Below are 15,527 nucleotides of genomic sequence, written 5' to 3' on the forward strand. Positions count from 1 at the left end.
ATGACACAGCAAGATGTTCAATTGTTTTCCTTAAGCCAGCCACAGCAACGTATTTGGTATACGGAGCTTTTGTATCCTCATCGGAACACTTCAACCATTATCGGTACTGTAAAAATTAGAGGAACTGTTCGTATAGATGCATTGCAGCAAGCAATGAACCGAGTGATTGCCCAAAACGATTCTTTCCGTATCAAAATCACTGCTCAGGATGGAATCCCATATCAATATGTAGAGCCGTTTACAGCGGAAAATATTGAAACGCTTCAAGTAACCCCGGAAGAAGCGAATGAATGGTTAAAGCGCCATAATCCACAACCGTTCTCATTGTTGGATTCGCAGCTGTACCGATTTGTTATTTTACAGCTAGGGGTAGAAGAAACCTGGTTCAATTTTAAAATGCATCATATTATTTCGGACGGCGTGTCCATGAATCAGGCCATTAATGAAATCACCGGACATTATATGAATATTGTGCATGGTACAGGTCAGGATGCACCGACCAAAGGCAATCCTTATCTGGATTTTATTCAGGTAGAGCAAAGCTATGAGCAATCTGACCGTTATCAAAAGGACAAGACGTATTGGACGGAAAAGTTTGCTGATTTGCCAGAGACCACAGGCTTAAAATCATATAACCCGCTGACACTGAGCACAGCTGCACGCCGGGAGAGTTTTATACTGAAGCATGAATTGTATCGTGGTGTTACGGCTTTTTGCGAGGAACATAAAATCAGTATTTTCACGTTCTTTCTGGCGGCTCTGTATATTTATTTGCATAAAGTGACGGGTGAGCAGGACTTAACCGTAGGGACTCTCTATGCCAACCGTACGTCTAAGAAAGAAAAGGATACCATCGGCATGTTCGTCAGCACCGTGGCTACTCGTCTGTTGGTCGAACCGGAATCCGAACTGCTGGCCTTCTTGCAGGGTGTAGGGAAGGAGCAGGCGTCCATTTTGCGGCATCAGCGTTACCCGTACAACAAAATTATTCAAGATTTACGCGAACAGCAAAGTAGTCTGGACATCCAACGTTTATTTGGGGCATCTATTCAGTACCGTACCTTGAGCTTCTCCCGTTTTGATGAAGCGATTCAGCAGGTGGATAACGATTTCTGCGGAGATACAGTGAACGACTTCGATATTCACATGGTTGAAATGCTGGATGACGATAGACTCGTATTATACCTGGATTATCGTACCGAGCTGTTTAGTGAGCAGGAAATTGCTCGAATTATTCAACAATTTTTGAGTGTGGCGGAGCATATGGTACAGGGCCCACACAAGCGGATAGAGGAATTGTCGCTGATCAGTGAGGAAGAACGGGTGGAAATCGTCGACGTATTCAATGCTACAGCAGTGGAATACCCACACGAAGCAGGCATTCATGAGCTGTTTGAGGAACAGGCGGCACGTACACCGAATCAGACAGCAGTTGTGTCTGACAACGCCCATTTAACTTATGGCGAATTGAATGTAAAAGCCAATCGGCTGGCTCACACGCTGCGCGGGAACGGTGTTACCGCTGAGCGAACTGTAGGTATCGTTGCTGAGCGTTCCGTAGATATGATCGTCGGCATGCTGGCGATTCTCAAAGCGGGCGGCGCATATGTGCCGATTGACCCTGATTATCCGGCTGAACGTGTGCGCTACCTATTGGAAGATTCGGGAGCGGAGTTGCTGCTGGTGCAGCATGCGAAACAGCAACCGGAGGATTACACCGGAATTGTGCTGGATCTGAGCGATGCCGCTGTGTACGGGGCAGAGAATAATCAAGATGCAAATAACATACATGGGGAACAAAACGAAGCTAGTCATGCAGATTTTACCTATTATTCGAATCTGAAAAATGACCTTTTAAAGGAATCTTCTTCGTCTGTCGTAGACAGTACTACTGGAGCACATACATTTGGTAATCGACTTGCCTATCTTATGTACACTTCGGGTACGACCGGACAGCCTAAAGGGGTTATGGTAGAACACCGCAATGTTGTGCGCTTGGTGAAAAATACAAACTATGCGCAACTGGGTGCTGACACGCGCATTTTGCAAACCGGCGCCGTTGTCTTTGACGCGTCCACCTTCGAAATTTGGGGTGCGTTGCTGAATGGAGGACAGCTTGTACTGGTAAGTCAGGATGTTATTTTGGACGCTCCGAAGCTCAAGGAAGCTGTCCGCAGCCATGGTATTACAACAATGTGGCTGACTGCGCCACTCTTTAACCAGCTATCCCAGCAGGATCTGGAGTTGTTTGAGGGGGTACAAGAACTGTTGGTCGGCGGTGATGTGCTGTCCGTACCGCACATTAACCGGGTGCTTGAGGCTCATCCGTCCCTACGGATTATCAATGGCTATGGCCCGACGGAAAATACAACTTTTTCTACAACTCATGCGATTGCTGGCGTGCAATCGGAAGCAGTGCCAATCGGGCGTCCGATCCACAACTCCACAGCGTATGTCGTAGATCGTTCCATGCAACTTCAGCCTGTGGGGGCATGGGGTGAACTGATCGTCGGCGGCGACGGGGTGGCACGTGGCTACCGGAATCGTCCTGATTTAACAGCTGAAAAGTTCATAGATAGTCCGTTCCGCAGTGGAGAGCGTTGCTACCGTACAGGCGATTTGGTTCGCTGGAATGAGGACGGGACGCTGGAATACAAAGGACGGATCGACGCGCAAGTGAAAATCCGTGGCTACCGGATTGAATTGGGCGAGGTGGAAGCGCAGCTGTTGAAGCTGGAGGCGGTGCAAGAAGCCGTCGTCATTGCACGTGAGGATGAGCAGGGACAAAAACAGCTTTGCGCATATGTAGTCACCCTTGCGGATATTACGGCAAGTGAGCTACGAAGCGCCTTGAGCCAGGAATTGCCAGGTTACATGGTGCCGTCGTATTTTGTACAGATGGAGCAATTGCCGTTGACACCGAATGGCAAGGTGGATCGGCGGGCGTTGCCACAGCCGGAGGGAAGCGTGGATTCCGGCGAGGATTATGTAGCCGCCCGTAATGAGGTAGAGCGGATATTGGTATCGGTATGGCAATCTGTACTGGGTATCGAACAAATTGGTGTACTGGATAACTTCTTCCATTTGGGAGGCGACTCGATTAAGGCCATCCAGGTGTCTTCGAGATTGCTGCAAAATGGTTACAAGCTGGAAATGAGAGAACTGTTCCAGTATCCAACGATTGCTGAGCTGAATGGACGGGTGCAGCGGGTGACCCGCGTGTCCGATCAAGGAGAAGTCAGAGGAAACGTGGCCTTGACACCAATTCAGCACTGGTTTATTGAACAGCAGCCATCTAATCCTGAGCACTATAACCAGGCTCTGATGCTGCACCGTGAGGATCGTTTGGACGAAACGGCGCTTCATCAAACATTGCAATGCATTGTCGAGCATCATGATGCTTTGCGCATCGTATTCCGCCAAAATGCAGAGGGTGGTTATGAAGCATGGAACCGTGGCGTGCAAGAAGGAGAGCTGTATAACCTCGAAGTGGTGGATTATACCCAGGAGTCTGACTTTGCCCATTTGCTGGAGAGCAAAGCTAGCGAAATTCAAAGTAGCATCCATCTACATGAAGGACCGCTAGTGAAGCTGGGTCTGTTCCGTTGCACCGATGGAGACCATTTGTTGGTAGCGATCCACCATTTGGTGGTCGACGGCGTGTCTTGGCGTATTTTGCTGGAGGATCTGGCATCCGGCTATGAACAGGCTTTACGGGGCGAGTCTGTCCGTTTACCGAATAAGACGGATTCCTTCCGTCTGTGGGCGGATCAGCTGTCAACCTATGCGACTAGCGCAGCATTAGAGAAGGAGCGTGCGTATTGGGAGCAGGTGGAGCGAGCTGGTGCTGCACAAGAGGCATTGCCTAAGGATTACACTCGTAAGTCTCAGGCCAAACCACAGCTTCGCGATGATCGGACACTGACCGTAGCGTGGACGGTCGAAGAAACGGAACAATTCTTGAAACAAGCTCATCGGGCCTACAGTACAGAAGCAAACGACCTGCTGCTCACAGCTCTGGGTACAGCCGTTCAGGAGTGGGCAGGCATCGGTCAGGTGCTTGTGAATCTGGAGGGGCATGGACGGGAAGCCATTTTGCCGGATATGGATATTACGCGCACCGTCGGTTGGTTTACCAGCCAATTTCCAGTGGTCCTGGATATGGGCGAGGACCGGAATGTGGGACAGCGTGTCAAGAACGTCAAGGAAGGGCTACGCCGTTTGCCGCATAAAGGGATTGGATACGGAATTTTGAGATATCTTGCTGACAGGGCAGAAGAAGCCACTTTTGTGGCCGAGCCGGAAATCAGCTTTAACTATCTCGGCCAATTCGATCAGGATTTGAAGCAGAATGCATTCCGCATGTCTCCTTATTCCGTCGGAGCTTCCATGAGTGACACGTTGACCAAGCGGTATGCTCTGGATATCAACGGCATGATCACGGACGGTGCCCTGGAACTGACGATCAGCTACAGCAACAAAATGTTTATGAAAAAATCGATTAAAAAACTGGCTGATCTGCTGCAGGAGAGCTTGCGCGAGGTGTTGGCTCACTGTGTGGCCAAAGAGTTGCCGGAGCTGACCCCAAGCGACTTGTCCTTCCAAGGACTGACGGCTGTAGAGCTGGATCATATTGTAGAGCAGACGGCTGCTGCGGGAGAACTGGAAAACATTTATTCGTTAACCCCTATGCAAAAAGGCATCCTGTTCCACGGCTTCATGGAGCCGCAATCCGGGGCGTACTTTGAGCAGGCGACATTTGATCTGCAAGGCCACTTTCAAGTGGAGGCTTTTGCCGAAAGCCTAAACCAGTTGGTGGAGCGCCATCAAATATTCAGAACAAATTTTTATAGTGGCTGGAATGAGCAGCCTTTACAGGTGGTGTACCGCCATAAAGCGGCTGGATTCCGGTTTGAAGATGTGCGTTCGATGGAACCAGGAGAGCAGGCCGCATACCTTGCTGATTTTGCTGAACGTGACAAAGCGGCAGGCTTTCATTTCAGCTCCGACGAGCTGATGCGGGTGTCTATTTTACGTACAGGTGAGGAGTCGTACCGTTTTGTATGGAGCTTCCATCATATTTTGATGGACGGCTGGTGCTTGTTCCTGGTTGTCGGGGAAGCGTTTCATACGTACTTTTCCATCCTTGAAGACCGCAAGCCGGAGCTTGCCCCGGTAACGCCATACAGTGAATATATTGAATGGCTGGATCGACAGGACAACGCGGAGGCAGAACGGTTCTGGCGTGATTATTTTGCAGGTTTTGAGCAGCAGACCGTATTGCCGCAGGTCAAACAGCTGGACGGTCACGCAAAAGCATATGAAGCGGACAAGCTTTCATTTACACTGGGCCGTGAAGTGACGGAGCGGATGAACAAGCTGGTTAAGCAAAAGCAAGTGACGGTCAACACACTCCTGCAAGCAGCGTGGGGCGTTGTGCTACAGCGGTATAACAACAGTCGGGATGTGGTATTTGGCAGTGTCGTCTCCGGCAGATCAGCAGATATTCCGGGCATCGATAAAATGATTGGGTTGTTCATTAACACCGTTCCTGTACGGATTCACAGTGAGAAAGAGATGACATTTGCTGGGCTGATGAAGCAGATTCAGGAGCAGGCACTGGCTTCCCGTGCCTATGAAACCTATCCGTTATATGAAATTCAGGCCCTGACCGAGCAGAAGCAGGACCTGGTGAACCATATTATCGTGTTTGAAAACTACCCCGTGGAACAGCGCATGGAGCAGATGGGTAGCCGCGGGAACAATGGCTTTACGATTGCCAATGCTTCCATGTCAGAGCAAACAAACTATGATTTCAACATCACCGTGGTGCCAGGCGATGAAATCCATGTCCATTTGGAGTACAACGCGCAGGTGTTGGAACGTACAGCTGTAGAGCAAATCCGTGAGCATTTGCTGCATATGATTGAAGAAGCGATTCACAGACCAGATGCGCTGGTGGACGAGCTTGAGCTGGTGACTGCTGCGGAAAAAGCGAACATCATCGATGGTTTTGGATCCGTAGGCGTAGCTGCATGGAGTGATGAAAAGGAATCGGAATTGTTGTTCCACGCCTATGTGGAAGAACAAGCGCAGCTTGTGCCGGATCACGTGGCCGTTGTATACGAGGAGCGGCAGCTTACGTACCGCGAGTTGAACGAGCGTGGGAACCAGCTTGCCCGTAGATTGCGGAATGAGGGCATTGGATGCGAATCGATTGTCGGCATCTTGAGCGAGCGTTCGGTAGACATGCTGGTCGGCGTACTAGCGGTATGGAAGTCCGGAGGTGCATATGTGCCGCTGGATGCAGACTATCCGTCCGATCGCATTCGTTTCATGCTGGAGGACAGCGGTGCGACGGTGCTGCTCACGCAAATCGGCTTGCAGGAGCGCGCACAGGGTTGGCTGGAGGAAAGCCAATGGGCTATGGGCGAAGGAAAGAGCGAGGGCGAACTGGAAACAGCGGCTGGCGTTGAAATGATGGAAAGAGACAACCGGAACGAAAGTTTGAGCTTGAAAGCAGATTCGAAGTCTGACAGCGAAGCAGCATCTGAACCGGTAACTGGGCTGCGTCTGCGTACTGTATTGGCACTTGACGATGAGTCGCTGTACACCGGGGATACCACGGATATTGAACGTATCAACGAGCCGCAAGACTTGGCGTATGTGATCTATACGTCCGGTACAACGGGGCGTCCAAAAGGCGTCATGATCGAGCATCGCAGCTTGGTGAACACGGCTGCGGCCTATCGCCGGGATTACCGTCTGAACCAGTTCCCGGTACGTCTGCTGCAACTGGCGAGCTTCTCCTTCGACGTGTTCGTCGGCGATATTGCACGGACGCTCTATAACGGCGGCACGATGGTCATCTGTCCGAAAGACGACCGGATTGATCCAAGCCGTCTATATGGCTGGATTCGTGATTATCAGATTACCGTGTTCGAATCGACTCCAGCCTTGATCGTATCGTTTATGCAGCATGTGTACGAGCACGGACTGGACATGAGCAGTCTGGAACTGCTGATCACGAGCTCAGATAGCTGTAGCGTGACGGACTACCGAGTGCTGCAAGAACGGTTTGGTGCGGACATCCGCATCATCAACAGCTATGGCGTCACGGAAGCGGCGATTGACTCCAGCTTCTACGACGAAGAGCTGTCAAAGCTGCCAAGCAGCGGGAATGTGCCGATTGGTCAGGCATGGCTGAACGCCCGTTTCTACATCGTAGACAGCCAACTGAATCCAGTGCCGATCGGCGTACTGGGTGAGCTATGCATTGGCGGTGCCGGGGTCGCACGGGGATACCTGAACCGTGCGGACCTGACGGCCGAGAAATTCGTAGCGAACCCGTACGTACCGGGTGAACGTTTGTATCGCACCGGCGATTTGGCGCGGTGGATGCCAGACGGCAATGTAGACTTTATCGGCCGGATGGACTATCAAGTCAAAATCCGGGGATATCGGATCGAGCTGGGCGAGATAGAAACCGTAATTCAGCGGGTACCAGGTGTGCGACAAGCTGTAGTCATCGACCGGACGGACGAGCGTGGACACAAGTATTTGTGCGGATACATCACGGGAGAAGCCGAGCTGCGGATCGAGGAAGTACAAGCAGAGCTGGAAGCCGGACTGCCAGCGCACATGGTGCCTGCACGCCTGATGCGACTGGAGACGATCCCGCTGACCAGCAACGGCAAAATCGACCGCAAGGCTTTGCCGGAACCGGAAGGCAGCATCCATACGGGAGCAGCCTATGTGGCACCGCGTACTACGGTGGAGCAGGTACTGGCTGCGGTATGGGCCGCAGTGCTTGGCATGGATGCCGTAGGCACGCAGGATAACTTCTTCGAGCTGGGCGGCGATTCGATCAAAGCCTTGCAAGTATCCTCCCGCTTGCTGCAGGCAGGTTATCGACTGAACATGAAAGACCTCTTCAGCCATCCGACGGTAGCGGCACTCAGTCCGTTGCTTCGTACAGATGGCAAGATGGCCAGTCAGGAAGAGGCAGTAGGCCAGGTGGAACTGACACCTATTCAGCGCTGGTTCTTCGAGCAGCAGCCGGCTGATCTGCACCACAGCAACCAGGCGATGATGCTGTACCGAGCTGGGGGCTTTGACGTCGACGCGCTACGCCGTACGATGGACCGTATGGTCCAGCATCATGACGCACTGCGCACGGTATTCCGTGAGACGGAGCAGGGTTATGCCGCTTGGAACCGCAGTGTAGAGGAAGGCGAGCTATACACGCTGGACATTGTAGATTTCAGCAGAGTGGAAGACGAATCCAGCGCTATCGAAGCCAAGGCGAGTGAAATTCAAGCCAGCATTCATTTGAGCGCGGGTCCGCTGGTGAAGCTCGGTCTGTTCCATTGCGCTGAGGGCGACCATGTATTAATCGTCATTCATCATTTGGTGGTGGACGGTGTATCGTGGCGTATTTTGCTGGAGGATTTGGCATCTGGTTATGAGCAGGCAGTTGCAGGTCAAACCGGCACAGCTATTCGGCTGCCGCATAAAACAGATTCGTTCCAGGTATGGGCCAAACAACTGTCAGCCTATGCCAACAGTGCGGCGATGGAGCGGGAGCTGGCCTACTGGCAGCATATCGAACAAGCCGAAGCAAGCCTCGCGAAGCCTTTGCCGAAGGATTTTGCGAATGACAAGGCACGGCTGGGAGACAGTGAGGTGGTGACGGTCCGCTGGACGAAGCAGGAAACTGAGCAGTTGCTCAAACAAGCTCATCGCGCGTACAACACGGAAATGAATGACCTGTTGCTAGCCGCGCTCGGAAAAGCCGTCTATGACTGGTCGGGTTCTGAACGAGTGCTGATCAACTTGGAGGGCCATGGACGGGAAGCCATTGTGCCGGATGTGGATATTACGCGCACGGTCGGCTGGTTTACGAGCCAATTCCCGGTTGTCCTGGATGGAAGTCTGGGAGAAGGGGGACATACTGCTCGCCTGATCAAGCGGACCAAAGAAGGGCTGCGTCATATTCCGCAAAAAGGCATCGGCTATGGGATTTTACGCTACCTGTCGGATCTAAATGTGCTGGAGAAAGCAGGCGTGCAGTTAGAGACTCAGCCTGAGATCAGTTTTAACTATTTAGGCCAATTCGATCAGGATTATAAAGGCAACGATTTACAGCCTTCATCCTATTCCATTGGTGTGCCTGTCAGCACGAACGCGACTATGGATTTTGCGCTGGATATCAACGGATTAATCGAAGATGGCGAGTTGGTGTTCACGATCCGCTACGGCACAACACAGTTCCGTCATGAAACGATGGAGCGGCTGGGAGAGCTGCTGGCATCTGGCTTGCGTGAGGTCATTCATCATTGTGTCACCCAAGAAAGAACGGTGCTGACCCCAAGTGATGTGCTGTTAAAACAGGTAACGCTAGACGAACTGGAGCAATTGGTGGAAGATACGCGAGATCTGGGCGAGCTGGAAAATGTATATGCTTTGACACCGATGCAAAAGGGTATGCTCTTTTTCAGCCTGATGGATGAGAATTCGGCGGCTTATTTTGAGCAGGCATCCTTTGAGTTGAATGGGCGCTTCGATGTGGTTACTTTCGGTAAGAGCTTGGATTTGCTCGTACAGCGTCATGAGGCCCTGCGGACGAACTTTATCAGTTCATGGAAGGACGAGCCTGTACAGGTCGTCTTCCGCCATCGCAGCGGACAATTATATTATGAAGACCTGCGCGGACTAGAAAAAGAGGAACGAAAGGCGCGTGTGGAGGCTTTTACCCTTGCCGATAAAGCGAAGGGATTTAATCTCGCAGAGGATGCACTCCTTCGTATCTCGATCCTGCAAACCGGGGATGAAACGTATCACTTTATCTGGAGCTTCCATCACATTTTGATGGATGGCTGGTGCTTGTCCTTTATGACACAGGAAGTATTCGGTAGCTATCTGGCACTGCGTGCGGGTGATGAGCCAGTGCTGGAGCCTGTCACGCCGTTCAGTCGTTTTATCGAATGGCTGGAACGTCAGGACCGTGAGGCAGCCCTGCAATACTGGCGTGGGTATCTGGCGGACTATGAGCAGCAAATTACGCTTCCGCAGCAAAAAGCACAGCCGAAATCGATGCAAGACGGGGAATATATCGCTGAAGATCTGGATTGCGAATTCCAGCCAGAGCTGGTTGCCCAGATCGAACGGGTGGCGAAGCAAAATCAGGTGACGATCAACACGCTGATTCAGACCGTATGGGGCGTTCTGTTGCAGAAGTATAACAACAGTACGGATGTCGTGTTCGGCAGTGTTGTATCCGGCCGTCCAGGGGATATTCCAGGTGTGGAGCACATGATCGGGCTATTTATCAATACAATTCCAGTGCGTGTGCAGTCTGAACCAGGCGAAAGCTTTGTTGAGCTGATGAAACGAACACAGCGGCAGGCGCTGGCTTCCAATGCCTACGATGCGTTCCCGCTGTATGAAATTCAAGCGCTGACCGAGCAGAAGCAGGATTTAATCAACCATATTATGATATTTGAAAATTACCCGGTGGAGCAGCAGGTAGAGCAACTGGGCAGTGATGGACAGGATCCCTTCACAATTTCAAATGTGGTGTCTACAGAGGAAACCAACTACGATCTGAACGTTGTCGTGATGCCAGGTGAAGGCATCAAGATTCGTTTTATGTATAACACGCTCAGCTTTGATCAAGCAGGTATTGAGCGCCTGTATGGACATTTTGCGCGTCTCTTGGAGCAAATTTCGCTCAACCCGCATGTTCGGGTGGAAGAGCTGGAACTACTCACAGCAGCGGAAAAACAGCAAATTACAGCGGCCTTTAATGATACCGCTTGTGCATTTCCGTCTCATCAGACGATCCATCAGCTGTTCGAGGAGCAGGTGGAGTGTACGCCGGATCAGGTGGCATTGGTATTTGGACATCAGCGTCTGACGTATCGGGAGCTGAATGAACGGGCGAATTCGCTGGCACGAGTGCTTCAAGCACAGGGAGTAGGACCTGACAAACTGGTCGGTCTGATGGTGCAGCGCTCCGTGGAAATGATCGTGGGTCTGCTGGCCGTGCTAAAAGCAGGCGGAGCTTATGTGCCAATTGATCCCGAATTTCCGTCCTCTCGTATTCAATACATGCTGGAAGACAGCGAGGCCGCAGTGCTTCTGACCCGTCGTGATTTGGCAGAAGAGCACCATTGCCACGCCAATGCCCTATTTCTTGAGGATGCGGCATTGTATCAGGGAGAAAGCAGTAACCTGGAATCGGTTGCCCGCCCAGAGCATTTGGCTTACGTCATCTATACCTCTGGTTCGACTGGTAATCCGAAAGGAGTTATGCTCCAGCATAGCTCGGTCCTCAACTTTATTACCGGGATGCGCGGAGTCATTGACTTTGAAACGAGCCAAACGATGTTGTCACTGACGACCATTTCATTCGATATTTTCGTCTTGGAGACCATCCTGCCCCTGTTGGGTGGAATGACGGTGGTGCTTGGCGACCACCAGCATCAGGTGAATCCTCAGGCGCTGGGTGAATTGATTGCTTATCATCATATTGAAATGCTGCAAATGACGCCGTCCCGGTTGCAAATGCTGCTGGGTCATGAAGCAGGCTCCCGCGCGCTGCAAGGCGTGAAGGCTATAATGGTGGGGGGCGAAGCCCTGCCGTCCAAGCTGCTTGCAGCACTGCAAGAAATAAACGGTCCCCGGATTTATAACATGTACGGACCTACAGAAACGACGGTGTGGTCGACCGTACAGGAACTGACCCATGCTCAACAAATTAACATCGGACGTCCTATCGCGAATACCCAAATATATATCATGAATGCGAATGGGGAATTGCAGCCCGTCGGTGTGCCGGGTGAATTATGTATTGGAGGGGAAGGACTGGCCCGCGGGTACTGGAAACGTGAAGAACTGACGGCCGAGAAATTTGTAAATCATCCGTTCGCTGGTGGCAAGGCAGGCCATGAGCGAATGTATCGTACAGGCGATTTGGCGAGATGGATGCCGGACGGTAACATTGAATATTTGGGGCGGATGGATCACCAGATTAAAATCCGGGGCTACCGGATCGAACTGGGCGAGATCGAATCGCAGCTGCTGCAGGTGGAGTCCGTACAAGAAGCAGTCATCATGGCCCGCACGGACGAAACAGGTCAAACATTGTTAGTGGCGTACTACGTGGCAAGTCAAGAGCTTGGAGCTAATGAGCTGAGACAAAAGCTGGGACAAGCGCTGCCCAGCTATATGGTGCCGTCGTATTTCATCTGGTTGGAGCAGATGCCGCTGACACCGAACGGCAAAATCGACCGCAAGTCCCTGCCAGCACCGGAAGGTAGTCTGCACAGCGGTGCGGAGTATGTAGCGCCACGTACGGTAGCCGAACGAGCACTCGTAGCGATCTGGCAGTCCGTCCTAGGCGTGGCAACTGTCGGGATTTTGGACAATTTCTTTGACCTGGGCGGCGATTCGATCAAGGCGATTCAAATCGTATCGCGTGCGTTCCAGGCAGGCTACAAGCTGGACATGAAAGATTTGTTCCGCTACCCAACCGTCGCAACACTGGCACCGCATATGCACGAGGTAAGTCGTAGGGTAGATCAGGGAGAAGTGAGCGAGGAAACAACTTTGTCTCCCATCCAGCATTGGTTCTTTGCCCAGGAGCAAGTAGACGTACATCACTTTAATCAGGCGGTGATGCTGCACCGGGAGCAGGGTTTTGATGAGTCCGCTTTGCGTCAGGCACTTGGCAAACTCACAGCGCACCATGATGCACTGCGGATGGTGTTCAGCAAGACCGAGCAAGGCTATGAAGCCTGGAACCGCGGAGTACAGGAAGGTGAGCTGTATCACCTGGATGTGGTGGACTTTACGAACTTGACGGATGAAGCCATGCTCAGCGCAGCTATTGAGGCGAAAGCCAGTGAAATTCAAAGCAGTATCCAACTGCATGAAGGGCCGCTGTTGAAGGCTGGTTTGTTCCACTGTGCAGATGGGGATCATCTCCTGATGGCGATTCACCATTTGGTCGTGGACGGGGTATCATGGCGTATTTTATTCGAGGATCTGGCTGTAGCCTATGAACAGGCCATCCGTGAAGAGACGCTCCAGTTACCAGACAAAACAGATTCATTCCGTTCCTGGTCACAAAAACTTTCCGTCTATGCGAATAGCGTAGCCATGGACAGCGAATACGCCTACTGGGAGCAATGGAACGCTGCTGCTTTGGCTGACCAAGTACGTTTGCCTGAGGATCAAGCGGAGGCCGAACCGTTTACCTTGGCTGACACGGATACCGTGGTCTTCCAGCTTACGGAAGAAGAGACAGGAACACTATTGAAGCAAGCACACCGCGCGTACAACACGGAAGTGAACGATTTGCTGCTGACTGCACTAGGCATGATGCTGTACACGTGGACCGGTCATGAACGTAGCCTGATCAACCTAGAGGGACACGGACGTGAGAACATTTTGCCGGATACGGACATTTCTCGTACGGTAGGCTGGTTTACGAGTCCATATCCGGTGCTGCTGGATATCGGTCGTGGTCATGCTTTGTCGGATCGAATCAAACAGGTCAAAGAGAGCCTGCGTCAGATTCCGAATAAGGGAATGGGCTACGGAATCTGGAGATATTTGAGTGAATCTGGTCAAGCGATTCAGCAAGTAGATGTACTGAACCTTGGTCAACATCAAGCTTTTGCCGAGCCACAAGTAAGCTTTAACTATCTCGGACAGTTTGATCAAGACTTGCCAAACAGCGATATCCGCATGTCTCCTTACTCGATGGGATCGGTCGTGAGTGACCGGACGAAGATGAAATATGCGCTCGATGTGAGCGGAATCGTCACGAACGGCATCCTGGAACTCGACATTCGGTATAACGGCAAAGCCTTCCGTAAAGATACGGTCCAAATGCTGGCTGATCTGTTGAAATCCAATCTGCTTGAAGTGATCGAGCATTGTGTGACACGGGAGCAGGCCGAATTGACTCCAAGTGATGTACTGTTCAAGGGTCTGACCCTGGAGCAATTCGATACGATTAAGGAACAGACCAAGACGGTTGGGGAATTGGAAAATGTGTACCCACTGACCCCCATGCAAAAGGGAATGCTGTTCCATAATTTGATGAATGCAGAAACCGGCGTGTATTTTGAGCAGGCAACCTTTGACCTTGAGGGCCACTTTACACCGTCCATATTCCAGGAAAGCCTAAAGCTGCTGGTTAGTCGCCACGCTATATTACGGACGAATTTCTACAGTGGCTGGCATGGTCAACCCTTACAAATCGTCTATCGTCATAAAGATTCGAGCTTCCGTTATGAAGATGTCAGAGGGTGTGAACAGACTGTAGCTGAATTTGTGTCTCAGGATAAAGCCAGAGGCTTTGATCTAAGCGAGGATACGCTTATGCGCGTAGCTGTTTTCCGCACGGGCGATCGCTCATACCGTTTTGTATGGAGCTTCCACCATATTGTGATGGACGGCTGGTGCCTGTCACTAATGACGGACGAAGTATTTAGTGCATATTTTGCCTTGCTGGAGAACAAGCAGCCAGAGCTTGCACCTGTCAAGCCGTATAGTGACTATATCGAATGGTTGGAACACCAAGATGCACAGGAAGCATCTCGTTATTGGAGTGACTATTTGGCAGGTTTTGAGCAGCAAACCTTGTTGCCTAGTGAGAATGCGCAAGTTTCTGTAGCAGAACAGGATGACGACACAAACAGAAGCGGTAACAGTTCGAATCCCGGCTATGTTTTGGAAAAGCTGCCATTGATGTTGGGTAAAGAACGAAGTGCCGCATTAAACCAAATGGCCAAACAACAGCATGTCACGATTAACACATTGCTGCAAAGCGTTTGGGGCGTTATTTTACAGAAATACAATAATCATCAGGATGTTGTGTTTGGTAGTGTGGTATCCGGTCGTCCGGCAGAAATTCCAGGTGTGGAGCACATGATCGGTTTGTTTATCAACACGATTCCGGTACGCATATGCAGTGCACCGGATGCCACATTTGCTGACGTATTGCAGCGTACACAGGAACAGGCTTTGGCCTCCAGTGTCTATGACACGTTCCCGCTCTACGACATTCAGGCACGGACTGAACAAAAACAAGACCTGATTCATCACATCATGGTTTTTGAAAACTACCCCATCGGGCAGCAAATGAAGAAGCAGATGGGCGGTTCCGGCGAAGCAGAGGCACAAACAGGCTTCTCTATTGCCAATGTGGAACTTGCAGAGCAAACCAACTACAATTTTAACCTGATTGTCGTGCCTGATGAAGATATCTCTATTCTGCTTGAGTACAATGCGCTGGTGTATAACCGGTCTGCAATGGAGCGTATCTATGGTCATATCAACCACGTCATCGGGCAAATCGTAGACAATCCGTATATCCGTGTGAATGAGCTGGCATTGGTGACAGCGGAAGAGCAGGCACAGATCGTTCAGGTGTGGGGAGATACAGCGGCAGCTTATCCGCAGGACCAAACGCTAAGTGCACTGTTCGAGCAGCAGGCAGCGAATACACCGGA

1 protein-coding gene (running past one end of the window) is annotated in these 15,527 nt (G+C 51.3%); it reads left to right on the top strand.

What is annotated here, in order from left to right; all coding sequences use genetic code 11:
• Positions 1-15,527, top strand: the start of a protein-coding gene (locus ACH59B_RS11555; protein WP_404303795.1) for a non-ribosomal peptide synthase/polyketide synthase. Its footprint extends 26,839 nt past the window's final position; 15,527 of the gene's 42,366 nt are visible here — the first part of the coding sequence; the start codon lies at positions 1-3; its stop codon lies beyond the right edge, outside the window.

It is taken from the genome of Paenibacillus sp. DP01, from assembly GCF_044784315.1.
Lineage (GTDB): Bacteria > Bacillota > Bacilli > Paenibacillales > Paenibacillaceae > Paenibacillus > Paenibacillus polymyxa.